We start from the raw sequence: 24,169 nt of genomic DNA, 5'->3' as shown, positions 1-24,169 counted from the left end.
TCGGTGAGCACTGAAGGGCGCCGTGTGACAGAAGGCGGGAGTTCGGACGTGCCCACGAGCGTGCGACGTTCGGGGACGGCGTCCGGGCCGGTCCGAGGAGTCGGCCCGCACTCTTCACACGGTGTACGGGGTGGCCGTATGCTCACCGCGCTTCAGAGATGCCGACCGTTTGTTCGGTGAACTTTGAAGCGCCAGGGGACGATCGTTCCCGTCCGGCGCGACCGCAGGAGATACAGACACTTGAAGCGACACCCAAAATGCTGGAGTGTGACGGCAGTTGCCGCCGCCGCGGTGCTCGTGTTCACGGGACCGCTCAGCGTACGGGCCGTGGCACGGCCCGGTTCCGCACCCACGCTCGCCGCGCACGAGGCGCCCTCCTCCACCGGCGTTCCCCCCGGCGAACACACTGTGACACTGATCACCGGCGACGTGGTGACCACCCGTCAAGGCTCGGGAGGAGCCGGTGGAACGGTCACCGTGCGGGACGCCGACGGGAAGCCCGCGCGGTCGCGTATCACCGAGGCGGACGGTGACCTGTTCGTGTACCCGGAGTCCGCCCTGCCGTTCGTAGCCGAGGGCAGCCTCGACCGCGAACTGTTCAACGTCACCGACCTGATCGAGGACGGGTACGACGACGCCTCCCGCGAGCGGCTCCCACTGATCGTGTCGTACCGGAACGCGACGGCGCACCGTAAGGCCGCTGTCCCCGACGGCGCCCGCAAGGTGCGCGACCTCGCCAGTGTCCAGGGCGCCGCGCTCAGCGCCGACCGAGCTCGGGCCGCGGAGTTCTGGCGTTCCGTCACCGGAAGGAACACGGTCGGCGACGACGCCGGAACTGCACGTACCGACGCCGCCTTCCCCGGCGGTGTCGCACACATCTGGCTCGACGCCCCGGTCGAGGCGGACCTGGCCGACAGCACCGCACAGATCGGCGCCCCGAAAACCTGGGCCGGCGGCAACACCGGGCAGGGCGTGGAGGTCGCCGTTCTCGACACCGGCGTCGACGCCGGGCACCCGGACCTCGCCGACCGGATAGCGGCGCGGCAGAGCTTCGTACCGGACGAGAACACCGACGACCGCGACGGGCACGGCACCCACGTGGCGTCCACCATCGCCGGCACCGGTGCGGCCTCGGACGGCAAGGAGAAGGGGGTCGCGCCCGGAGCGCGGCTGAGCATCGGCAAGGTGCTGGACAACTCCGGGCGCGGGCAGATCTCGTGGACGCTGGCCGCCATGGAGTGGGCCACCCTCGAACGCCACGCAAAGATCGTCAACATGAGCCTGGGCTCCAGTGAGCCGTCCGACGGCAGCGATCCGATGAGCCAGGCCGTGGACCGGCTCAGCGCCGAGACCGACGCGCTGTTCGTCGTCGCCGCGGGCAACGGGGGCGAGGCCGGCACCGTCGGCGCCCCTGGTGTGGCCACCTCCGCACTGACCGTGGGCGCGGTGGACTCCACCGACACCGTGGCCTCGTTCTCCAGCCAGGGACCCCGGGTCGACGGCGCGCTGAAGCCGGAGATCACCGCCCCCGGAGTCGGCATCCTCGCCGCCAACTCCTCCTTCGCCGCAGGCGGCAACGGCGCGTACCAGAGCCTGAGCGGCACCTCGATGGCCACACCGCACGTCGCCGGCGCCGCCGCTCTGCTCGCCGCCGCCCGTCCCGACCTCACCGGCAGCGCCCTGAAGGACGTCCTCGCCAGCAGTTCGCACCGCACTCCGCAGTACGACGCGTTCCAGGCCGGCAGCGGCCGGGTGGACGTCGACGCGGCGGTGCACGCCGGGGTGTACGCCTCGGCGACCGCCTACGCCCCGGGCAGCTCACCGGGCCCCGTGCAGCGCCCGGTGACGTACACGAACACCACCGGCGCCGCGGTCACCCTGGATCTGTCGGTCGCGGCGACGCACGCACCCCAGGGGATGTTCCGGCTGTCGGCCTCCCGGGTCACCGTGCCCGCGCACGGCTCCGCCGGTGTCACTCTGACGATCGACGGCTCGGGCTCGGCCGGTGGTCGCACCTACAGCGGCCAGATCCTCGCGACGGACGCCGACGCGCGGGGCGTGGCGCACACCGCGGTGTCCCAGGGCCCGGTCCGGCACAAGCTGACGGTGCACTTCAAGGACGCGGACGGCAACCCCGTGCCGGGCGTGTTCGACCTCCTGAGGTCGGGGGACTCCGAGTCCCTCCCCGTCCTCGTGGGCGACAGCGGCACGACCGAGCTGTACCTGCCGGAGGACACCTACTCGGCCCTCGCCTTCAAGACCGTCCCCGGCGTCCATGGCCCCCACTCCTGGGGCATGGCACTGCTCGGTGACCCCGAGGTCCGGCTGACGGAGGACGCCACGGTCACCTTCGACGCGAGCCGGATCGAGCGCATCGAGACGACGGTGCCCCGGCGGACGGAGGCGACCTATCAGCGGCTGGACTACCAGCGCTCCATGGGCGGGACGACGTACCGGACGGGCTTGGAGACCCAGACCGCGTACGACAGCCTGTGGGCGCAGCCGACCACCCACAAGGTGACCCACGGCGACTTCCTCGTCAACGCCCGCTGGCGCAAGGAGCAGCCCGCGCTGACGGTGTCCACCCGGACCACCGACTTCACGGACGTCCTGCGCCAGGACGGCGTCACCGCACTGCCGAAGGGCACGCGCACACTGCCGCTGGTCTTCGCGGGCAACGGCGCCGGCGCCGACTACGCCCGGCTTGACGCCCGCGGCAAGGCCGTGGTGGTACGCCGCAACGAGGACGTCGCCGACGGCGTCCAGGCGGCCAATGCCGTGGCCGCCGGGGCCAAACTGCTTCTGGTGGTCAACAACGAGGACGGCCGTGCCGTGCGCGGCTACGGCGAGCCCTTCGGGCCGCCCGTCGCCCTCGACGTCGCGCTGCTGAGCACCGACGAGGGCGAGAAGCTCACCGCCCAGGCGAAGGCCCGCGGTGCGCAGGTCACCGTGGCCTCCCAGCCGGTCAGCCCCTACGTGTACGACCTCCTCGCGAGCTGGCACAACGAGATCCCGACCCGGATGACGACCCGGGCGGACTCCCGCTCCCTGGCCCGGGTCGACGTGGCCTTCGACAGCCCGCTGCCCGACGGGTCCGGCGGGGAGTTCCGCTACGACTGGATCCCGGGCAGCGGCTGGACCTTCGGCGGGCCCCAGCCCGAGCCCGTCAGCGGCACCCGCACCGACTGGGTCTCCACCGGTGACTACCGCTGGAACCAGGAGGCGTACGCGTCAGGCGTGACCTACGAGATCGGCGCCAAGACGGCCTACCTGCCCGGCAGCCGCCAGTCGGAGGAGTGGTTCAGGCCCATCGAACGACCTCACCTCAACGACGCGTACCGGTCGCCCCTGCGCATCGGTGACTCGATGGCCATCGACATCCCCGCCTGGGGCAGCCGGGACCACGTCGGCCTCAGCCAGGACGACACCGGCACGACCACCCAGCACATGACCCTGTCCCAGGGCGGCACGACCCTCGGCGAGGGAGTCTTCTCGCTCGTCGAAGGCAAGGCTCCGGCCCCCGGGACGCTGCCCTACCGGCTCGTCGTCACCGGTGAGCGCAAGGCGCCGTTCACGCCGTACTCGTCGGCGACCCGGACCCAGTGGGACTTCGTCTCCGGTGCCGCCGCCGGCCCGGAGGCCAAAACGGTGCTGCCGCTCGTACAGCTCGACTACCGCGTCGAGCTCGACGGCGCCGGCCGCGCCAAGCGGCACGCCACGCTGACCGTGACGGCCGCGCACCTGCTCGGCGCCGCGCACGTCGGCCACCTCGGCGCGCCCACCGTGGAGCTCTCCTACGACGACGGCCGCACCTGGCACCGCGCCGATCGCACCGGGAGCGGCGGTTTCCGCCTCGACGCCCCGAGCAGGGCGGAGTTCGTCACGGTGCGCGCCAGTGCGCGGGACACGGTCGGCAACACCGTCCACCAGACGGTCACCCGGGCCTTCGGCCTCCGCTGACCCGACGTCACCCCGGCAGGACAACGGGCTACGGCTCCGGGCAGCGCTGCTCGGAGCCGTAGCCCGCCGTGCCGTTCCCGAACGGGTGAATATTCCCGTGGCACGGTGTGTCGCGGCTCTCGCGTCAGCACTCTTCCGCTGATGGCTCACGCGGTGCGCGGGGCGGTAGGGGGTACACACTATGGGGCGCAAGCGGCCGGTTTCATGGCGACACCGCGCGCGTTATGTCTTCGACCGGACACTGGCCCGAAGCACCGGGGCCCTGCTCGGCTGGCTGGCCGCCTGCTGTCTGGCGATCGTCGTTCCCCTCAGCACGCTCCTGGTGTGGACCGACCCGCGGGCACCCCGCTCCCTGTCGGAACGGCTCGTCGCCGTGTGGCGTACGAGCGCAGAGACCCTCCGCCTCGGCGGGGTGACCGGCGCGCCGCTCCGGATGGTCCTGTCGGTGTTTCTCGGTTTGATTGCCCTGCTGTGTGTCTCCACCCTGGTGGGTGTGATCACGACCGGGCTGGGTGACCGCTTGGAAGAACTGCGCCGGGGTCGGTCCAGGGTGCTGGAGAAGGGGCACGCGGTGGTGCTCGGCTGGTCCGATCAGGTGTTCACCGTTGTCGGTGAGATGGTCATCAGCCAGGTCGGCAGAGTACGGGGAGCCGTCGCGGTGCTCGCCGATCGCGACTCCGCCGTGATGGCCTCGGACCTGAACGCGGTGCTGGGGGTGAGTCGCGGAGTACGCGTCGTCTGCCGTACGGGCGCGCCGACCGACCCCGCTGCCCTCGCGCTGCTCACTCCCGCCGCGGCACACTGCGTCCTGGTGCTGCCGGGCGACGATGACGCCGCCGACGCGGAAGTGGTCCGGGTGCTGTTGGCCCTGCAAGCCCTGCTCGGCGCCGGGGCGGGCCCACCGGTGGTGGCCGCCGTGCGCGACGAGCGGTTCCTGACCGCGGCCCGGCTCGCTGCCGGACCGCGGGGCGTCGTCCTGGACGTCGAGTCCACCACGGCTCGGCTGCTCGTCCAGGCCGCCCGGCACCCCGGCTTGGTGCGGGCGTTGAGGGACCTTCTCGATCTCACGGGCGCCGAGTTCCACGTGGTCCACGCACCGGACGCCCTGGGACTGACGTTCGCCGAGATCTCGCCGCGGTACGAGGAAGCCTGTGTCGTCGGGTACCTGGCGGCCGACGGCCGTGCCCTGCTCACACCGGCCTCCAGCACGCGATGTGGCCCCGGGGACCGCCTGATCGTCGTCGCCCGGGACGATCGGCCGCCCGTTCCGAAGCAGCAGGGTACCGCTGTGGATCTCACCGTCATGGCGGGCCCGCACGACCGACAGCGGCCTCCCTCGAAGACGTTGCTGCTGGGGTGGAACCGTCGCGCTCCACTCGTCATGGACCTGCTCCGCCGCACCGCACGGCCGGGCTCACACCTGCACGTCGTCACCGGTTCCGACGACGGATCGGTGAGCGCGGGGGCCGCCGGCCCCACTGACGACGAAAGGGTCGCCGTGTCGTACCACGTCGGAGAGACGACCCGACCCGACACTCTTCGCGCACTCGACCTGTTCGGTTACGACAGTGTGATCGCGCTCGGACCGGACGCGGGACCACACCGGGCCCGACCTGACGACCAGCTCCTGCTCACGCTGCTGACCCTGCGGGCCGTCGAGGAGGAGACGGGCCAGGCCCTGCCCGTCGTCGCCGAACTGACCGACCACCGCGGCCTGGCACTGGCCCCGCTGGGCCTGGAGTGGGACGCTGTTGTGCGCGGCGAGCTGACCTCCCTGGTCATGACCAGGATCGCGCAGAACACCGGCATGGCCGCTGTGTTCGAGGCGCTCTTCGCCGCACGGGGCGGCGCCCTGGCCCTGCGCCCGGCCTCGCACTACGTGCTCCCGGGACGGGTGGCGTCCTTCGCCACCGTGGTGGCGTCCGCCCTCAGGCGCGGAGAGTGCGCGATCGGGTACCGAGCGCACGATGCGCGCACCCCGCGCCGGGAGGTCGACGTACGCCTCGCTCCCGGCAAAGCGGAACAACGGGGCTGGACTTCCTCGGACGAGATCCTGGTCGTGACCCCGCCGGAGACGGGTGCACACTCCCCAGCCGCTGCGTCCGGCGCACGCACAGCGCGTCCGGACGTCCTCCCGGAAGCCCGGCGCGGCACGGACGACAGGGAGACGCGAGGCCCCGCCCCTGCATGAGGTGCGCAAGCGCCAGTCCCCTGAGGGACGGCAGCCTGCGGCGCCGAACGGCATCATGACGGTCCACAGCGCCAGTCCGCGAACGGACCTCATGGGCTGAACGACGGTCAAGCTGCCGTCCGACCGGTGATGGCCGGCAGTGTCCTGGTCCTGATACGGCGGTAGGTCACGAACCCGTTCACGGTCACCACGGCCCAGATGACGGTATTGAGCAACGGCCACCACAGCTCGCGTCCCTGCGCACCCTCGACCAGCTTGACGACCGAGTTCAGCGCCCAGCCGACGGCGAGGAGGAGTGCCGCCCACCTGGCCCACCGCCAGATCGCCATGGTTCCTCGCGCACGGGATTCCTGCCGGGTCCGTTCCCCGTGCCGAAGTTGTGTGTCCACCATGACTCTTCGTCTGCCCGTCATCCGGCGTCGTCTCCTCGCCTTCGCAAGGAAGACCGAAAAGCACGGGTGACCAGGCCCTCGGCCGCCCGTCAGTTCGCCAGATGCCAGTCGCCGTCTCGTACCACAAGTACGCCGAGCGACTCGGGCTGGAGACCGGAGTGCTCCTTCGCCGAGTTCCGGATCGGGCCGGACACTCCGTCGAAGCCGATCGTCTCGATCGTGTCGCGCAGCTCGGGTCCGTCCGTGCTGCCCGCCTCGGCGATGGCGTTGCGCAGCATCAGGGCAGCGTCCGCCCCGAAGGAGGCGAACCCGGAGTAGTCCTGGTACGTGTCGGTGTAGCGCGCCACCCACTGCTTCTGGTTCCGGACGCTCTCACCGCCCGGGGTGACGTCACCGATCGCCAGGACGCGGGGGAAGACCATGTGGACGCCCTCCGCGGCTCCTTGGGCGCCCTTGACGAAGAGTTCCGCGCCGGCGCCGGCATCCAGATACACACCACCGTCGAATTCCGCGTCCCGCAGGTTCTTGGCGATGATCCCGGCAGCGGGCATGACCGCCCAGACGACCACGGCCTCGGGACGGTCGTCGACCAGGCGTTTCGCCTGGACGCTCATGTCCTTGTCCTCCTGGCCGAACTGCTGCGTGCCGGTGACCCTGATGCCGGTCTTCTTCGCCTGGGCCAGGACCGCCGCCCGGCCCTCCTGCCCGTAGGGGTTGTCGACATTGAGCAGGCCGACACTCCTCACCCCCTGCTTCTTCAGATCGGCCAGCAGCACTTCGGCGTCCTGAGCGGGGTTGGGCGAGATCTTGAAGGTGTACTGACGCTCCGCCACGGGGTTGGTGATCGCCGTTGCCGAGGCCAGCGAGATCAGTGGCACCTTGCGCTTCTCCACGATGCTGGTGACCGGGACGGTGCACGCCGAGCAGCCTCCCGTGATCACTGCCACGACGTGATCGTTGTTGATCAAGTCGTTGACGTTCGTGATGTTCTGCGCGGGCTTGGTCTGGTTGTCCTTGACGATCAGCCTGAGCTTGCGTCCGCCCAGCACTCCTCCCTGCTCGTTGATCGAGTCCACCTGCAGTTCGAGGGCCTTCTTGTACGCCGTGCCGATGCTCTGCGTGGGCCCCGACAACTCCAGGCTGGCGCCGATCGCGATGTCTCCCCCCTTCGACTGCCCGCCCGTCCCGTCGTCCTGCTCCGACGCGGCGCAGCCGGTGAGCCCCAAGGCGCCGACAAGGATCGCGCCGGTCAGCGCCAACGAGGTACCTGTCCGGATCACTGTGTCTCTCTTTCCTGAGTACGAGCCGTCGTGGCGGGGGCAGGAGAGTCCTGCCGCTTCCGAACCGACCGCTCTGTGCGGACCGCCGACACGCCGCCCACCCCTCTGGGCAGGAACAGCAGCACGGCTATCAACGCGATCCCGTAGACGATGATGTCGAAATTCCCGGTAGCGGACGGGAACACCTTCGGGATCAAGTCCTTGGACGCCTCGGAGAACGTGATGATCACCAGCGCACCGAGCGGCGCGCCCCACGGGGTCCGCAGTCCACCGACCGAGGCGATGACGAGCAGTTGTACGGAGCTGAGGAGCCCTGCCTGACCGGAGTCCATGAAGGACGACCAATGTGCGTACAGACTGCCCGCGATCGAGGCGAGCCCGGCAGCGAGCGCCAACGCGCCACGGCGCAGCGCGGCGGCCGACACCCCGGCAGCCTCCGTCGCCACGGGGCTGTCACCCAGCGCGGTCAGCGCGTCCCCTGCAGGGGACCGCAGCAGCGCGTCGACGAAGAGCACGGCGATCAGAAGCACGCCGGCCACGAGGTAGTAGACCGACAGGTCGGTGTCCAGCTCCACACCGAACGGCGCCAGCGACGGAATGCCCGAGAGGCCGTTCGAGGCGCCGGTCAGCGGCAGTTGATTGGCCAGGGAGCTGACCACCAGACCGAACGACAGGGTGGCCAGCGCCAGGTACTGGCCCTGTGCCCGGAAGATGAACAGCCCCACCACGTAGGCCACGGCCATGGCCAGCGCGGCCCCGGCGGTCAGCGCGAGCAGGGCGTTGACGTGCCATCTGCCGGTGAGGATCGCGGAGGTGTACCCGCCGATGGCGAAGAAGGCGGCCTGTCCGAGGGAGATTTGTCCGGCCCGGCCGACGAGGGGAACGAGACCCAGTGCCGCCGTGGCCTGCAGACACATGAGCACCGCGACCGACATCGTGTAGAAGGGCACCCTTGTGAAGACGGCGGGCACCGTCAGCAGCAGTACGACGAAGACGGCGTACCCGGCGACACGAGAGCCGACCAGGGCGCGTGCCCGGTGCGACCCGTTCATACCCGCACCACCGACGCCCGGCGAAGCAGCCCGGTGGGCCGGAGCAGCAGCACCATGAGCAGCAGTCCGTAGGTGAGCGTGTCCTTGTACTCACTGCTGAGGTATCCGGTGGCGTATGCCTCGACCAGTCCGACCAGCAGCCCGCCGGCCACGGCGCCCACCGGGGAGACGAGTCCGCCGATGACCGCCGCGGTGAAGCCCTTGAGACCGAAGGGGATGCCCACCGACGCGTCCGGCGGCTGGAGCGGAGCCAGGAACACTCCGGCCAGCGCGCCCAGCGCCGCGGCCACGGTGAACGCCAGCAGGCTCATCCGGGCCGGCGAGACGCCCATGAGACGGACGGTCTCGGGTTCCATGGCCGTGGCGCGCATCGCGGTACCCCACAAGGTCCTGGTGAGGAACACCCACATCAGCAGGACTGCCACCCCGGTGGCCACCCCGCACCACACGTACTGTCGGGGCACATGGGCCCCGAACACGTCGAAGGCGTGGCCCCCGGAGAAGGCCGGGACGAAGTGGGAGTCCGCGCCGAAGGCGAGGAGCGCCGCGCCCTCCAGGGTCACCGAGGCGCCGATCGTCAAGATGATCAGCCGTTCGCTGTCGGCGTCCCGTGCCCGTCGGATGACGACGAGATCCAGCAGGGCGCCAACGGCGGAGGTGGCCGCGATCGCGGTCAGGGCAGCCGCCCACAGGGGAGTGCCCGCCTCGTGCAACACCGCGGATCCCAGCCCGCCGAGCATGACGAAGTCGCCTTGCGCGAAGTTGATCACGCCGGTGACTTGGTACACCAACGCGACCCCCAACCCGACCAGTGCGTAGGTGGTGCCGGCTCCGAGCCCGGAGAGTGTGAAGTCGAGAAACTGCGCCATGCGGGGCTACCGGGTTCCGATCGTGAGTGACTGCGGTGCGGGGGTGTTCATCCGACGGACCCTCCCAAATAGGCTCGAACGACCCTGGAGTCCTCGCGCAGTTGGCCGACGGGTCCCGATGCCACGAGGTGCCCCCGCTCCATGAGGTGTCCGTGCTGTGCCACCCGGAAGGCGACGCCGGCACTCTGCTCGACCAGGACCAGCGTCGTGCCACGCCCGGCCAGTTCCACCAGGGCGTCGGTCACCAGCCGGACCGCCTGCGGGGCGAGCCCCAGCGACGGCTCGTCCAGCAGCAGCAGTTTCGGACGGCTCATCAGACCCCGGCCGATGGCCACCATCTGCTGTTCGCCGCCCGACAGAGTGCCCGCGGGCTGCCGTCGGCGGGCGACGAGCGCGGGAAAGAGGTCGTAGACCGCGTCCAGCCCGGCTGCGGCCCGGTCCGCCGCGTAGCCGCCCAGCCGCAGGTTCTCCTCGACTGTGAGCCCGGCGAACACATGACGGCCCTCGGGAACGAGCACCAGCCCCACTCGCGCCCGCTGCTCCGCCGACCAACGGGTGACGTCCGTGCCGTCGAACTCGACGGTTCCCTGCCACGGGCGGGTCAGGCCCGCCAGCGTGCGCAGCAGCGTGGACTTGCCGGCGCCGTTGGGTCCGATCACGGTGACGGTCTGCCCGGCACCCACCGAGACATCCACTCCGTGCAGGGCCTCGATCCGACCGTACCCGGACACCAGCCCGGTGGCCCGCAGCAGTTCGGTCACATCTCCTCGCCCAGGTATGCGGCGCGCACCACGGGGTCGGCGGCGATCCGCTCGGATGGGCCGTCCGCCAGCAGCCGGCCATGGTCCAGGACCAACACCCGGTCCGACACCGCGAAGACGCCGACGACATCATGCTCGACCATCAGTACGGTCACACCTTCCGCGGCGATGTCGGTGAACAGTGCCGTCAGATCGGCGCTTTCCGCGCGCGCGAGACCTGCGAGAGGTTCGTCCAGGAGCAGCAGCGCGGGGTCTCCCGCCAGCGCCCTCGCAATCTCCACCCGGCGCTGAAGTCCGTAGGCCAGGCTCCCCGCGGAGAGGTGTGCGTAGGGCCCCAGCCCTACCCTTTCCAGCAGTTCACTGGCCGTGCGGCGCTCGGCCTCGACCCGCTTCCTGGAGGTGGCCAGGCCCAGGACGTGGCCGAGGGAGAGGGGCAGACTTCGAGCTGTGCGCGGCAGCATGACGTTCTGCAGCACGGTCAGGGATCCGAAGATCTGGAGGTTCTGGAAGGTCCTGGTCACGCCCAGGCGGGCAGTGCGCACGGGCCCGACCCCGGTGAGGTCGTGGCCGTTCACGCGAATGGTTCCGGATGTCGGAGGTGTCACCCCTGAGAGGGAATTCAACAACGTCGTCTTCCCTGCACCGTTGGGGCCGATCAATCCGATCACGCCACCGCTGGAGTGGGAGAGGGTGAAGTCTTCCACGGCCTTCACCCCGCCGTAACGCACCGTGAGTGCGGACACCTCGACCGACGTGGTCACCGACCGCCCCGGACGGCGCATATGACTGACACTGTTCTCCTACACATCTGTTCCGACCAGGTGGGTCGGACCTCAACTTGCGCCAGCAGCAGCGCTATTGGCCACCGATTAGACCGTTGGCACCCAGTGGTTGTGACACCTCGGCAAGATAATCCGCTATTGCAGGGGTTTCGACCACTCGTCACAGGGGCGAGCCGTCGCCTGTCGAATGGGCATGACCGACTCACTGAAATCGAAGACGCACACCGCCGATCCGGTCGTCCTCATCAAGACCTACACCGTGCCGTCGGAGGAGGCCGACCACTTCACCGAGGCGTACCAGGAGAACGCCCGGATCATGTCGACGCAGCCCGGATTCATCCGCTCCCGGCTGCACCGCCCCTTGGCCGACGCCCCAAAGACGCGGTTCGTTCATGTCGCCGAGTGGTCCTCGGGCACCGAACTCGACAGGGCCACGGGCAATCAGGAGTGGCACGCCGCGCTCAAGCGCCTGTTCGACGACCCCGCACTCCACATCACGTCGGAGCCCGCCAGCTATCGCGTCGTCGTCGAGTTCCTTCCTTCCTGACGAGATCCCGACCGGCACGTCACTGCTCGGCGGGAGGGCGGCAACAGTGCCGCCGACCAGTGTCACAACGCACCGTGTTGAACCGTGCAGGCCCTCGTGGCACCTACAACCAGCTTCGCCCTATAGTCATCCCCGCATCGAGTTGCCTTGCGCCCACGGCCTGCCACGGCCGCTGGTCGGCGCGCCTCGATGCCGGTTACTTTCTTGATAAGGAGCATCACCTTGCACAAGTCACGAAGGGCAGTCGCTCTGCCCGTCGGTGTCACGGTGGGCGCACTCGTCGCGGGTGGCCTGTTGGCCATGTCGGGCGCGGCCCAGGCCGACACGGCGAGTGACGCCTCGGGGGAGCGTCAGGAGGCCCTGCTCGCCGCGGCGGCCGAATACCACATTCCGCCCACCGTCCTGCTCGCTCTGTCCCACCAGGAATCGGCGTGGGACGGACACGGTGGCCTGCCGAGCACCGACGGCGGTTACGGGCCGATGAATCTCACCGACGTCACCCCCGCGATGCTGGCCCGCGGCGGTGCCGGTGCCGCCGGCCGAGCCGACCTTGAGACTCTTGCCGCCGACCCCGCTCTCCACACGCTGCACCAGGCCGCGGAGTTGACCGGCCTGTCGGCGGGGGCACTGCGCGAGGACGACGCCGCGAACATCCGGGGCGGCGCCGCGCTGCTGGCCTCCTACGAGCGGGAACTGGTCGGCGCAACGCCCACGGACCCCGCCGAGTGGTACGGGGCCGTGGCCCGCTACAGCCAGGCCAAGCAGCAGAAGGCAGCGGCGAGCTTCGCCGATCGCGTGTTCCGCACGATACGGGGCGGTGCCTCCGCCACGACTCAGGACGGCCAGCGCCTGCGCCTGGCCGCCAGCCCCTCGGTCACCCCCGACCGGCAGCAGATCGACGCCCTCCACCTGAAGACGGCGTCCACGGCGGCCGCTACGGAATGCCCCACGACGGTCGACTGCACCTTCGTCGCCGGCTCTCCGGCCGGCGGCCAGGTGGCCAACCGGCCCACGAACGGCATCCGCGTCGACACCATCGTCATTCACGACCTGGAGTCCACCTACGACGCCGGTGTCGCGGGTCTGGCCAACCCCACGAACCCCGCCTCGACCCATTACGTCATGTCGTCGTCCGGTGCGGTCACCCAGATGGTCCCGACCAAGGACATCGCCTTCCACGCCGGAAACTACTCGACCAACCTGCACTCCATCGGGATCGAGCACGAAGGCTACGCCGCTCACGGCGCCGCCTGGTACACGGAGTCGCAGTACCAGGCCACGGCCGACCTGGTGAAGTACCTGGCCGCCCGCTTCGGCGTACCGCTGGACCGGCAGCACGTCATCGGCCATGACAACGTTGCCGGGCCCAACTCCTCGCTGGTTGCCGGCATGCACTGGGACCCCGGCTACGCGTGGGACTGGAACCACTTCATGAGCCTGCTCGGGGCTCCGGTCAGCGGTCTGCCCGAGGTGCCCCAGCCGGGCGAGGTCGTGGCGATCACGCCCTCGTTCACGGACAACGTGCAGACCTTCCAGGTGTGCCCGTCCGACGACCCCACCGGGCAGACGCCCACCTGCACCGAGCGGCAGCAGCAGGCCAACTTCGTCTACCTGCGCACCGCCCCCGGCGAGACCGCCCCGCTCTTCGGCGACCAGGCGATCCACGGCACCGCCACGGGTACCAACCGGGTGAACGACTGGGGCAGCACGGCACAGGCCGGTCAGCAGTTCGTGGTGGCAGAGGTGCGGGACGACTGGACCGCCGTCTGGTTCAGCGGCGCGAAGGTGTGGTTCCACAACCCGGGCGGCACCAACACCCGTATCCGGTACGGAGTGAAGATCATCAAGCCCGCGGGGAGCGCACCGGTGGCGCTCTACGGCTCCAGCTATCCCGACAAGGCCGAGTATCCGGCCGGTCTCGGCGCCTCCACCCAGGCCCCGCTCGGCATGTACTCCATCCCGGCCGGACAGGCGTACGTGGCCACCCAGGACGCCTCGGCCACCGACGACTACTTCCCGTCCAGCGGCGCGGTCGTCATCGGCGGGAAGAAGATGTACACCGTGCAGTACAACCACCGCGTCGCACTCGTCTACGCGAACGCCGTCACCGCGACCACGGCGACCCACCACTGGGAGAACGACGGAGTCTGACCGTCAGGCCCGTCCCGTGACGTAAATCAGGGACGGGTTCGGCACGTCGGCGTCGTCAGCGGCGACGTGACCTCCTTTCTGCGTGACCTCCTTTCTGGCGTCGTCCCTCGCGCCCGGTCCCGCTTCGGCAGGCGTCGGTACTGGTTGCGCTCCGATCGCGGCAACACTTCCGCCCGTGGTCGGGTGACCTTCCTCGAAAGTCACCCGACTGCGGGCATTCCGTTGCCGGACATCAGCCCTTCTCGTCAGGACAGCACCTGATCAGGGGCCCTTCACCCGAGGCCGGTCGCCCGGGTCACCGTCTGGGTCACTCACCGTCTGGGTCACCGGTCCGCCCTGCGTGTCCGCGGCACGGACCCGCAGTGACAGGAACGCGGCGCGCCGGGGTGCGTCCAGTCGGGCCCGCACTGCGCCTTCACTGGCAGACCGCACATCGGCGCGATGCCAGATGCGCCCGTCGTCGGAGGACAGCTCGCCCGTCCTCGGCGCGGTCCCGGTCCGGGCCGGCGCGGACGAGAAGCCGCGCTCGGTGTGAACTCAGCAGGGGGCAGCTCGTGGCGTGAACGGACGGGATACAGGAGGTCGCCGCCCGAGGGCTCGCCGGTGGGCAGTGCCCACCGGCTGTCGTAGCCGGTCCCGACCGTCGTGGTGTCGTTGATGGGGGTATGTCCTCCGCGAACGACCGGCTGAAGACGGTGCGGGCGTCGGCGGCTTGGGCGGGCCGGGCGGATTCCAGCCGGGTCTGCCGCAGCTCCGTGCCGTCGAGCGACGCCGACCGTTCGGTGTCCGGAGAGTGGCTCGCCGTCCGGCCACGTGACGTGCACCCGCAGGTGGTACATCTCCCCGGGCGCTGAACCGGAAGCCGGCGGGCGCTCAGGTCGAGGTCGGTGGTGACGGTGGGGGCCGCTCTCCCCCGAGCACAGCCCGGGGACCGGCCCGTCAACGGTCGCGTGCACACTGTCGGTCAAGGGGGAGGGACGGGCCTTCGGCCCCGGGGGGCATACGCGGCATCCCCCGGAGCCGCTGTGCTCCGGGGGATGCCGCGTGCGTCTAGGCGGTGCGGTACGCGTCCAGGATGGTCTGGACTACGGTGTTGCCCTGGCGGTCGCTCGCCTCGGCCCTGAACGAGACGGCGCCGCCTGCCGCCGGGTTCCTCACCCGCACGCCGCCGTCCCGCACGGCCGCCCGCTGCCAGTGCTTGCCGGAGTCGGTCGAGTAGGACACCCGCAGCGAGGCCAGGTTCCGGCCGGCCGCGGCGCCCTGCACGGTCACCGGTACGGCGACGGACGCACGCGCCTTCGAGGTGCTGCGTGCGGAGAGGGCCGGGGCGAACCTGACCACCGACAGGGGCAGCGCCCGCTCACCGTCGGTCCGCGCGGACTCGAACGACCAGGTGGCCCGTACCTCGGTGCTGACGGAGGCGACGGTGTCGCGCTGTACCCGGGTGGAGATGGTGTAGCGCGCCTTGTCCGCGGGAGCGGTGAACTGCAGTCCGTCGACCACCGAGTGGTCCGCGCTCTGCAGGGGTGTGCCGTCGCGGGTGATCTCGGTGGTTCCGGCGCCGTGCTGGGAGTAGCCGTCGTGGCCCTCGCCGTCGTCGAACAGACCCAGCGTGCCGTCGACGGTGTTGCCGCTGCGAGAGAGGTTCGAGTGCGCGTCGAGGCGCGGTCCGAAGACGCCCACGTTGTACACGGTCCGGTAGACGTGCCGCTCGGCGAAGGGCCGGCTCTCCATGCTGTACAGCGTCTCGGCGAGCATGTCGTCGTCGCCGCCCACCTGGAGGAAGTCCTGGGCCCAGGTCACCTTGTCCGTGTTGACGTGCACGTGTTTGGTGAAGGGGAGGCCGCCCTCGACGGGCTCGGGTGCGACCAGCGTGTCGTTGACCGTGGGAGTGGTGAACAGCACGCCCCTGCGGCCCTCGACAGAGGCACCGGCCGTGGTGTCGATCCTGGCCAGGTCGGCCGTCCGCACCGTCTTGTGGTAACCCGCGTACAGGGGACCGGTACGGCCGTAGGCCACGTTGTAGACGTCGGGTCCGTGCTCGTAGACGGCCGCGACACCGGACTGCATGCGGCCGCCGGTCGGCCGGGGGCCGATCTGCGCCACCCGGAAGTCCCGCAGTCCTCCGGAGCCGAGCGCGAACACGTGCCGCTGTCCGACGTCGAGCGTGTACGCGGTCGACAGGTCGGTGCGCTCGGCCCGGCGGTCCGGGAAGTCGAAGGTGACCGGCTCGGCGTCGCGGGCGTCGAAGGTCACCGTGGTGTTCTCGGTCAGCTCCAGCAGCGGACGGACCACCAGGTCGGCTGCCACCGCGGCCGTGCCGCCGCCGTTCAGCGCGGTGATGAGGGTGTCCAGGCTGTAGGAGCCGCGGGGCAACCGGAACGTGGTCGACCCGGAGTCGTTCGTGATCAGGGTGTACTGCCCCCGGTCGAGGTCGGACAGCACGGTGCTGAAGACGGCCGCCTCTTCGCCATGACGGTCCAGATGACGCAGCGTCAGGTCGTACACCTCGGCCTCGCGGACCACGGCGCCCGCCGTACGTACGTGCTGTCCGTCGCCGACGGCGACCAGTTCGACGCTGTAGGCGCCGTAGAGGTCGCCGCCGAGGGTGGTGTCGACGGTCACGGCCGCGGTGGCGGTACCACCGGCGGGGACGGTCAGGTGCTGCCGGTCGAGGGTGAACATCCCGTCGGGAGCGGCGTTGTCGTCGGGACCCGTGCCCGACACGGAGAGGTCCAGGTCGAGTGGCGTGTCACCGGCGTTGCGGTAGGTGACGGTGCGTTCCTGTGCCACGTCGTCCCCGTGCGGGAACGAGGCGGTGCCGAAGGTGAGGGACACCGGCTCGGCGACGACGCGCTGTTCCAGGGCGGCGGGTACGTCGACGCGTCCGGAGCCCTGGAGGTAGGAGCCGAGGCCGCCGTCGGCGGTGGACGCGACCAGCGCGGCCTTGAGCTGACGTCCCGTCCACCCGGGGTGCCGCTGGAGCAGGATCGCCGCCGCGCCGGCGACGTGCGGGGTCGCCATGGACGTACCGGAGATGGTCAGGTATCCGGGCGCGGGGTGCGGGATGCCGGGGTCGAGGTCGAAGAGGCTGCCCTCGGCGGCCGCGGCGGTGATGTCCACGCCGGGGGCCGTGACGTCGGGCTTGACCGCGGCGTCGACCGCGCGAGGTCCGCGTGAGGAGAACGGGGCGATCCGTTCGTCGGAGTCCACGGCGCCGACGGTGAGCGCCTCGTCGGCCGTGCCGGGCGAGCCGAGGCTGGAGTCCCCGGGTCCTTCGTTGCCCGCGGCGACGACGAAGAGGGTGCCGGTCTCCCGCGACAGCCGGTCCACCGCCTCTTCCAACGGGTCGGCGCCGGGTGTGTCGGCGGAGCCGAGGCTGAGGTTGACGATCCGGGCCCCCTCGGCGACCGCCCATTCCATGCCGGCGATGATGCCGGCGTCGTCGCCGCTGCCGTCGTCGCCGAGCACCTTGCCGCTGATGATCTGGGCGGCGGGGGCGACGCCCTTGTACCGGCCGCCCGAGCGGGCACCGGTGCCTGCGACGGTGGAGGCGACGTGGGTGCCGTGTCCGAAGTGGTCGCGGGCGTCGGCGGAGGGGGTGAAGTTCCGCTCGGCGACGACCTTGCTGCCCCGGGGCAGGTCGGCGTGGCCGGAGTCGACGCCGGTGTCGAGGACCGCGACCTTCACACCCTTGCCGTCGTAGCCGGCCGTCCACGCGGTAGGGGCGCCGATCTGCGCGACGCCGGTGTCCAGCGAGGCCCGGCGCAGACCGTTGAGCCACACCTTGCGCACGCCCGGGACGAGCCGGGCGTGCGGGGAGCCGCTCTGCTCGTCGGTGAGTGCCTTCCACAGGCTTCCGGCATCCTCCGGTCGGGCCGTGACCGCCTGCCCGTTGAGCGCGTCGAAGGTGCGGGTGACCTCGGCCGCGCCGACGGTGCGCACCGCGGATCTGGCGGCCGATGCCTCGCCCTGGTAGGTGAGGATGACGCCCAGCTTGTCCCCGCGGTTCACCGCGCGCCGCCGGAGGTCGGTCAGCAGGGTGACGTCGAAGAGCCGGCGGTCGACCCCGTCCTCGGCCATGAGAGCGAAGGCGTCCTCCGGGACGACGAAGACGTGGCCGCCGGTACGGCTGATCCGGACGGGCGTGTTCTCCCGTCCGTCGCCGCGCTCGACACCCACCGGGTTTCCGGCGGCGTCGACGGCGACCCGATCGCCTGTGATCAGGGTGATCCACGAGGCGCCGGCGGTGTGGGCCCGGCTGCCCGGGGCGGTGTCCGTGCCGGTGGGCGGTCCGGCCGCTATGACCGGGGTGGCGCCCATGGTGGTCATGAGCGTCACGGTGAGCGCGGCGGCGGCTACCGCCGAGCGCGTCGGTCTCGATCGTGAGTACAACGGTCTCCCTCGTGTTCCTCAGTGCGTGGCACAGCTGGACGGGCATGGGGCGGGCACAACGGTGTGTCCTGGACCCCGGGTGCGCGTACCGGACGAAGCGGCCGGAACCGGTCTCGCGTCCGGCCGCTCACAGCCAGTTGCGGCGGGCTGCCGCAACGCCGGCACCGAACCGGTTGGTGGTGCCCAGCTCCGCGTACAGGTTCTGGATCCGGCGGCGCAGGGTCCGGGTCGAGACGCCGAACTGGCGGGCGATGGCGTCGTCCTTGACGCCGGCGGCGAAGAGGGCCAGCAGCTGGCGCTCCTCTTCGGTCGGACGCCGCGCGCCGCCACCCGGACCGGCTTTGTCCGGTCCCGGTGCCGAGGCGGTGTCCGCCTCGCTCAGACGGGCGGCGCCGGCCCAGTAGCGGTCGAAGAGTTCGGACAGCACCTCGATCAGGGGCGGCGCCTCGGTGTAGAGGCAGTCGGTGCTGCCTCCTTCCAGGGTCAGCGACACCATGGCCGCCGAACGGTCGACCAGGACGAGCTTGACGGGCAGCGCGGGCACCACTCGGGCCTCCTCGCCGCGGGAGACCAGGCTGCCCAGGTCCTGCCAGCCACCGTCGTCGTCGAAGCTGGCGGCCGCGTAGACGGCCCGTACCCGCACTCCACGGCGGATCGCGGCCTCGTCCAGCGGCTCGTTGGGAGCCAGCAGGTAGGGCGGGCGCTCCAGCTCGCAGATCTCGCGCCGGGCGGCCTGTTTGAGCCGGTAGTAGCAGTCGCCGACCTCCTCCGCGCCGCTGATGGTCCGGGTGTCGGGCCGGGGAGTGCCCGACCTCCGTGCCTCGTCGAAGAGTTCACCGAGCGAGGTGGCGGCGTCGCGCACGGCCGCCAGTTGCCGGGTGCGCGACTCGACCAGGGCGGCGAGCGCGTGTCGCGGATCCACGGTCTGGTACTCGCCGGAGGAGCGACGGCTGAGCAGTCCGTTGCGGTGCAGGCGTTCGAGCTGGGCCAGCGCCTGACCGCGGTCCAGTCCGAATGCCGTGACGAGGCTCTCGGCGGTTCCGCCGCCGCGTGCGAGCAGCTCGCGGTAGACCGCCTCCGTGTCCGCGTCGAGCCCGACCAGCGCCATCGGCGCATCGGTTTCCGCCATCGCTCTCCCACCCCTGACCCCTGTGGCGCGAAACATCCGGTGCGCCTTGCGTACCGTACGCCGGAACATTGGGATTACACACGGTGCAGTGTGTCGCGCTTGCGGAATGTTGCACCTTTTGCTTCGTGTCCACAGGGTGACATGGCACAGAAGTGCCAGAGATGTGTCTTTACAGCCTCGCGAGCGGGATGGCTGACTTCGATCGATCCCTGCACATCTAGTCGGTGAGGTCCCTTTGCCCATCCCCTGGTCCCGCGGACGCGGGCTGACCGTCGGCATCGCCGCCCTGCTGGTCCTCACCGTGACGGCTCCGGCCGCCTCGGCGGCCCCGGCGACGGTGCCCCCCGCGCCGCACGCCGCTCCGGGGCCGACCCGCGTCCTGACGCTGATCACCGGCGACAAGGTCACCGTGACCGGCGAGGACGGGGCCGAGACCGTGCTGTCGGTGACCGATCCGCGTGGCAGGAGCGGTGGCGCACATGTCATGACGGTGGGCTCGGACACGTATGTCTATCCGGAAGCGGCTGTCCCGTACATCGGGTCGGGCGCCCTGGACGGCCGGCTCTTCAACGTCTCGGAGCTGCTCGAGGACGGGTACGACGACGCACGCGCCGATGGTCTGCCGCTCATCGTCACCTACACCGACGCGGCGGCCCGCTCCCGTAGCGCGACGACCCCCGATGGTGCCCGGCGGACCCGGGAGCTCAGCAGCATCCAGGGTGCCGCCATCTCCGCGGAGCACTCACGCGCGGCCGACTTCTGGACCTCGCTCACCGGTACGGGGGACACCGCGGCCGGCGGCCCGGCGGCCCGGTCGGCGGCGTCCGGGGGCCGACTGGCCGGCGGCATCGCCAAGGTGTGGCTGGACGGCAAGGTGCGGGCCACGCTGTCGGACACGACGGCACAGATCGGAGCCCCGGAGGCCTGGTCGGGCGGGAACACCGGTGAGGGTGTGGGCGTCGCCGTCCTGGACACCGGTGTCGACGCGGGCCACCCGGACTTCGCCGGACGCATCGCGGCCACCGAGAGTTTCGTGCCGGACCAGGACGTCACCGACCGGAACGGTCACGGCACCCATGTGGCTTCCACCGTGGCCGGGACGGGCGCCGCGTCCGGCGGCGTCGAGAAGGGCGTCGCCCCGGGCGCGTCACTGCACATCGGCAAGGTCCTCGACAACAGCGGGAGCGGTCAGGACTCCTGGGTCCTCGCCGGCATGGAGTGGGCGGTCCGCGACCAGCACGCGAAGATCGTCAGCATGAGTCTGGGCGACTCTCCCACCGATGGCACCGATCCGCTCAGCGAGGCGGTCAACCGGCTGAGTGCGGAGACCGGAGCGCTGTTCGTCGTCGCCGCGGGCAACTCCGGCCCGGAGGCGTACACCGTGGGCACCCCCGCTGCCGCCGACGCGGCACTGACGGTGGGTGCGGTGAACGGTCCGGGCAAGGGAGTCGATCAGCTCGCGGACTTCTCCAGCCGCGGTCCCCGCGTGGGCGACAACGCCATCAAGCCGGACCTGACCGCCCCGGGTGTCGGCGTTCTCGCCGCGCGCTCGCAGTACGCGCCGGAGGGCGAGGGCGCCTACCAGTCCCTGTCCGGCACCTCGATGGCCACACCGCACGTGGCGGGCGCAGCGGCCCTGTTGGCCGCCGAGCACCCCGACTGGTCGGGGCAGCGGCTCAAGGAAGCGCTGGTCGGCACCGCCGCCGGCACCCAGCGATTCAGCCCGTTCGAGGCGGGCAGCGGGCGGGTCGACGTCGCCGCCGCGGTGCGCTCGACGCTGCTGGCATCCGGTGACGCGTTCGCGCAGACGCACTACCCGTACACCCCGGGTCAGACCGTCCGCCGGGACGTCACCTACACCAACTCCGGCCCCGCCCCGGTCACGCTGGATCTCGCGCTGAGCCCCGCCGAGCTGCCCGAGGGCCTGTTCACCCTGTCGGACGCGCAGGTGACCGTGCCCGCCCACGGCACCGCTTCCGTCGGCGTGATCACGCATCTGGACGCGGCCGAGGACAACGGCGCGTACGCCACCCGCCTGCTCGCCTCCGGCGCCGACGGAGCCGTGCTGGCCCGCACCCCGGTCGGGGTGAACAAGGAGGGCCGTCGGGCGACCCTGACGCTCACGGCGAAGGACCGCCACGACAAGCCGCTGTCCGGCACCGTCATCCTCAAGGACGTCGAGCGCAACACCGCGCCGAAGGTCCACACCGTGGACGCCTCGGGCCGCCTGGACCTCCGGCTGTCCCCGAGCACCTACTCGGTGTGGATGAACTCCGCCGTGCCCGGGGTCGACGGCACGCACACACTGGGCCTCGCGATGTTCACCGCACCCGAGGTCGGCCTCGACGCGGACCGCACGGTCGCCTTCGACGCCGACGGCCTGCGCAAGGCGGACGCCGTCACACCACGACCCACGGCCAACCAGTTCCTGCGGATCGACCAGTACCGCGGCAACACCGGACTGTTCCCCTTCATGGACAGCTATGTGGCCGAGTACTGGCGCTACGACAGCCTGTGGGTCACGCCCACGCCCAAGGTGCGGACGGGCTCGTACACCTTCGCGACCCGCTGGCGGCAGATCCAGCCTCCGCTGACGTTCGCCGCGGGCTCTCAGACCTTCGACGACGTCACGGTCCAGAGCCTGTCGCCCCGGCTGCCCGAGGGCAAGCGTGCCTACCGGGCCACCTGGGCGGGTGACGGCTCCGCGGCCGAGTTCCGCGAGGTCGGAGTCCGGGACCGCGTTGCGGTCGTCCGCCGCAGTGCCACCGTGGCCCCGACGGACCAAGCCGCCGCGGCGGCGAAGGCGGGGGCACGTCAGCTTCTGATCCTGAACAACGGATACGGGAAGTTCGACCCCTGGGCCGACCTGCCGGAGGCCGCCCCGCTGCCGGTGGCGTCGCTCGGCACCGACGACAGCACGCGGCTGCTGGCCCGGTTCCGCGCCACCGGCACGATCACGCTCCAGGTCGTCTCCCACCCCGCCCCCCGCTACGCCTACGACCTGGTCCGCCACCACGACGGCGCGGTTCCCCGGGACCCGTCCTACCGCCCCGCCGCCGACGAGCTGGCACGCGTCGACGACACGTTCCGAGACACGTCGCAGGGCCGGGCGGTCGAGTACCGCCAGGACATCTCACTCCTCGGCCGTCCGCTGGGCATCGTGCCCACCCAGGTCCGGGCCCAGGGTGAACTCACCTCGTGGGTCACCGCGGACGACGACGTCCAGTGGGTGTCCTTCGCCTCCACGTCCGACCTGGGCCAGCGGGGCGTGGCGCGCTCCTACACGCCCCGCAGCACCACACGGGAGACCTGGTTCGCCCCGATCCAGCACCCGCGCCTGCTCAACGACAACGGCACCAGTGGGCAGGCACCCTTCCGGGCCGGTGACAACATCAGTACCTCCGTCATGACCGCGTGGGGGGACTCCGGCGGGCACGCGGGCGTCGTCTGGGCGGACGGCGACACGTCCAGAATCTCGCTCTACCAGGGCGACGAACTGCTCGGCGAGGACGTCAACGAACGGATCGTCATGGTCGGGGATCTGTCGCCTGATCCCAAGCCCTACCGCCTCGTGCTGGAAGGCAACCGGAACCTCCCGGGCCGCCCGTACTCGAGCCGCACCCGTACCGTCTGGGACTTCACCTCGGCCACCACGCACCCCACCCGTCTCACACCGCTGCCCCTGGTGCAGCTCGACTACGCGGTGGACGCCGATCTGTCGGGCCGCGCTCACCGGCGCACGGAGCTGACCGTCACGGCCTCGCACCTCAAGGGCGCGGCGGGAGCCGGCGCGATCCGCACGGCGGCCGTGGAGGTGTCGTACGACGACGGCGCCACCTGGCACCGGACGGCGCTGCGGAAGTCGGCGGACGGCTGGACGGCACGGCTCGACGCACCGGGCAAGGCGCGCTATGCGAGCTTGCGGACGACGGCGACGGACACCGAGGGCAACGGCGTCAGCCAGACGCTGATCCGCGCCTTCGGCCTACGGTGAGCGCCGGGTGGTGAACATCTCCGGCCATGTGTCCCGAGGTCATCGAGACGAGGCCTCGGGTTCGTCGAACAGCTTGGAGAGGAAGGCGTCGGTCCCGAGCCGCGACGACTCCGTACCGGCCGGGACGTGCAGGTACGTGCGGTCGAGCCACTCCCCCAGTTCGGGGACGGGCAGGCTGAAGATGGCTATGCCACCGTGTGCGTTGATCTGGAGCCACGCCGTCTCCCGGTCGGTGGGGGTGTCGGCCCACACCTGGACGTCCCCCACGCCGCTCGTGGTGCGCAGGCCCTCATGAAGCAGGTCACGGCCGACATGCCAGGTGACCGGTGGGGCGCCCTCGGGAGAGAAGCGGATCGTGACGAGGAGGGGATGGTCGGGATCGTAACGGAACTCCGCCGGGACGTCCTCCCACTCGAGAGCGCCCGTCATCCGGCCGAGGCACAAGGAGAGAGACAGGAGAGCGTGTGCGGCCGAGTGTTGTGCCTGCACAGTGTGGCGGTCACCACTCATGACGGCGATTCCTTCCAGTTGGGCGACATGGCATCACAATCACTGTCGTCCGGGACAGCCAGAAGTTCATCCGTCGGTTGACCCTCGGACATCGCCGGGAGCCTCGCTGGAGAGGGTGAGTGCGGCAGACCAGCCCTCACCGGGCTGTGACGCCGA

Annotated in this window: 14 protein-coding genes; 5 read left to right on the top strand and 9 right to left on the bottom strand. The window is 70.9% G+C overall.

What is annotated here, in order from left to right:
• Nucleotides 1-240 precede the first annotated feature (240 nt).
• Nucleotides 241-3,960, top strand: a complete 3,720-nt coding sequence (locus ACZ6IM_RS38625; protein ID WP_402678046.1) for a S8 family serine peptidase — start codon at nucleotides 241-243, stop codon at nucleotides 3,958-3,960.
• Between the two features lie 181 nt (nucleotides 3,961-4,141).
• Entirely contained in the window at nucleotides 4,142-6,151 is a 2,010-nt protein-coding gene (locus tag ACZ6IM_RS38620; protein WP_402678045.1) for a CASTOR/POLLUX-related putative ion channel, read from the top strand.
• 107 nt (nucleotides 6,152-6,258) lie between these two features.
• Here the strand turns inward: ACZ6IM_RS38620 and ACZ6IM_RS38615 are convergent, their stop codons facing one another.
• From ACZ6IM_RS38615 to ACZ6IM_RS38590, 6 genes are all read right to left on the bottom strand, one after another.
• Nucleotides 6,259-6,480, bottom strand: coding sequence for a hypothetical protein (locus ACZ6IM_RS38615; protein WP_402678044.1), 222 nt, complete (start codon nucleotides 6,478-6,480; stop codon nucleotides 6,259-6,261).
• 152 nt (nucleotides 6,481-6,632) lie between these two features.
• Nucleotides 6,633-7,823, bottom strand: coding sequence for an ABC transporter substrate-binding protein (locus tag ACZ6IM_RS38610; RefSeq protein ID WP_402678043.1), 1,191 nt, complete (start codon nucleotides 7,821-7,823; stop codon nucleotides 6,633-6,635).
• Nucleotides 7,820-8,875: a branched-chain amino acid ABC transporter permease gene (locus ACZ6IM_RS38605; RefSeq protein ID WP_402678042.1), complete on the bottom strand. Its 1,056-nt coding sequence runs from the start codon at nucleotides 8,873-8,875 to the stop codon at nucleotides 7,820-7,822. The genes ACZ6IM_RS38610 and ACZ6IM_RS38605 overlap by 4 nt, the downstream gene beginning before the upstream one ends.
• Nucleotides 8,872-9,744 (bottom strand): branched-chain amino acid ABC transporter permease, encoded by an 873-nt coding sequence (locus ACZ6IM_RS38600; RefSeq protein WP_402678041.1) that lies wholly within the window; start codon nucleotides 9,742-9,744, stop codon nucleotides 8,872-8,874. Before ACZ6IM_RS38600 ends, ACZ6IM_RS38605 begins: the two co-directional genes overlap by 4 nt.
• 47 nt (nucleotides 9,745-9,791) lie before the next feature.
• Nucleotides 9,792-10,505: an ABC transporter ATP-binding protein gene (locus ACZ6IM_RS38595; RefSeq protein WP_469563491.1), complete on the bottom strand. Its 714-nt coding sequence runs from the start codon at nucleotides 10,503-10,505 to the stop codon at nucleotides 9,792-9,794.
• Nucleotides 10,502-11,266, bottom strand: coding sequence for an ABC transporter ATP-binding protein (locus ACZ6IM_RS38590; protein ID WP_402678039.1), 765 nt, complete (start codon nucleotides 11,264-11,266; stop codon nucleotides 10,502-10,504). Before ACZ6IM_RS38590 ends, ACZ6IM_RS38595 begins: the two co-directional genes overlap by 4 nt.
• 214 nt (nucleotides 11,267-11,480) lie before the next feature.
• Between ACZ6IM_RS38590 and ACZ6IM_RS38585 the strand changes: the two genes are divergently transcribed.
• Both ACZ6IM_RS38585 and ACZ6IM_RS38580 read left to right on the top strand, forming a co-directional pair.
• A complete protein-coding gene (locus ACZ6IM_RS38585) occupies nucleotides 11,481-11,834 on the top strand; it encodes an antibiotic biosynthesis monooxygenase family protein (RefSeq protein WP_402678038.1) in 354 nt (117 codons plus the stop codon).
• Nucleotides 11,835-12,056: 222 nt separating this feature from the next.
• Nucleotides 12,057-13,985, top strand: coding sequence for an N-acetylmuramoyl-L-alanine amidase (locus ACZ6IM_RS38580; protein ID WP_402678037.1), 1,929 nt, complete (start codon nucleotides 12,057-12,059; stop codon nucleotides 13,983-13,985).
• Between the two features lie 1,050 nt (nucleotides 13,986-15,035).
• Here the strand turns inward: ACZ6IM_RS38580 and ACZ6IM_RS38575 are convergent.
• Nucleotides 15,036-18,317 carry a S8 family peptidase gene (locus tag ACZ6IM_RS38575; protein WP_469563486.1) on the bottom strand — a complete coding sequence of 1,094 codons (3,282 nt, stop codon included), beginning with the start codon at nucleotides 18,315-18,317 and terminating at the stop codon, nucleotides 15,036-15,038.
• A gap of 190 nt (nucleotides 18,318-18,507) precedes the next feature.
• Nucleotides 18,508-19,509: a helix-turn-helix transcriptional regulator gene (locus tag ACZ6IM_RS38570; RefSeq protein WP_469563483.1), complete on the bottom strand. Its 1,002-nt coding sequence runs from the start codon at nucleotides 19,507-19,509 to the stop codon at nucleotides 18,508-18,510.
• A 235-nt stretch (nucleotides 19,510-19,744) separates the two neighbouring features.
• Between ACZ6IM_RS38570 and ACZ6IM_RS38565 the strand changes: the two genes are divergently transcribed.
• Nucleotides 19,745-23,503: a S8 family serine peptidase gene (locus ACZ6IM_RS38565; protein ID WP_469563480.1), complete on the top strand. Its 3,759-nt coding sequence runs from the start codon at nucleotides 19,745-19,747 to the stop codon at nucleotides 23,501-23,503.
• Nucleotides 23,504-23,542: 39 nt separating this feature from the next.
• Here the strand turns inward: ACZ6IM_RS38565 and ACZ6IM_RS38560 are convergent, their stop codons facing one another.
• The gene (locus ACZ6IM_RS38560) at nucleotides 23,543-23,932 is read right to left on the bottom strand and encodes an SsgA family sporulation/cell division regulator (RefSeq protein ID WP_402678033.1); all 390 of its coding nucleotides are present in this window, start codon (nucleotides 23,930-23,932) and stop codon (nucleotides 23,543-23,545) included.
• Nucleotides 23,933-24,169: the final 237 nt, after the last annotated feature.

This window comes from Streptomyces sp. NPDC042336 (assembly GCF_055581985.1).
Note: the sequence above shows the minus strand (reverse complement) of the source record. Positions and strands in the feature narration are given on the sequence as shown.

Excerpts from the sequence above, each read along its gene's own strand:
- ACZ6IM_RS38585 (WP_402678038.1), top strand. The coding sequence starts at position 11,481 with ATGACCGACTCACTGAAATCGAAGACGCACACCGCCGATCCGGTCGTC.
- ACZ6IM_RS38605 (WP_402678042.1), bottom strand. The coding sequence starts at position 8,875 with ATGAACGGGTCGCACCGGGCACGCGCCCTGGTCGGCTCTCGTGTCGCC.
- ACZ6IM_RS38575 (WP_469563486.1), bottom strand. The coding sequence starts at position 18,317 with ATGACCACCATGGGCGCCACCCCGGTCATAGCGGCCGGACCGCCCACC.
- ACZ6IM_RS38620 (WP_402678045.1), top strand. The coding sequence starts at position 4,142 with ATGGGGCGCAAGCGGCCGGTTTCATGGCGACACCGCGCGCGTTATGTC.
- ACZ6IM_RS38570 (WP_469563483.1), bottom strand. The coding sequence starts at position 19,509 with ATGGCGGAAACCGATGCGCCGATGGCGCTGGTCGGGCTCGACGCGGAC.
- ACZ6IM_RS38560 (WP_402678033.1), bottom strand. The coding sequence starts at position 23,932 with ATGACGGGCGCTCTCGAGTGGGAGGACGTCCCGGCGGAGTTCCGTTAC.
- ACZ6IM_RS38615 (WP_402678044.1), bottom strand. The coding sequence starts at position 6,480 with ATGGCGATCTGGCGGTGGGCCAGGTGGGCGGCACTCCTCCTCGCCGTC.
- ACZ6IM_RS38600 (WP_402678041.1), bottom strand. The coding sequence starts at position 9,744 with ATGGCGCAGTTTCTCGACTTCACACTCTCCGGGCTCGGAGCCGGCACC.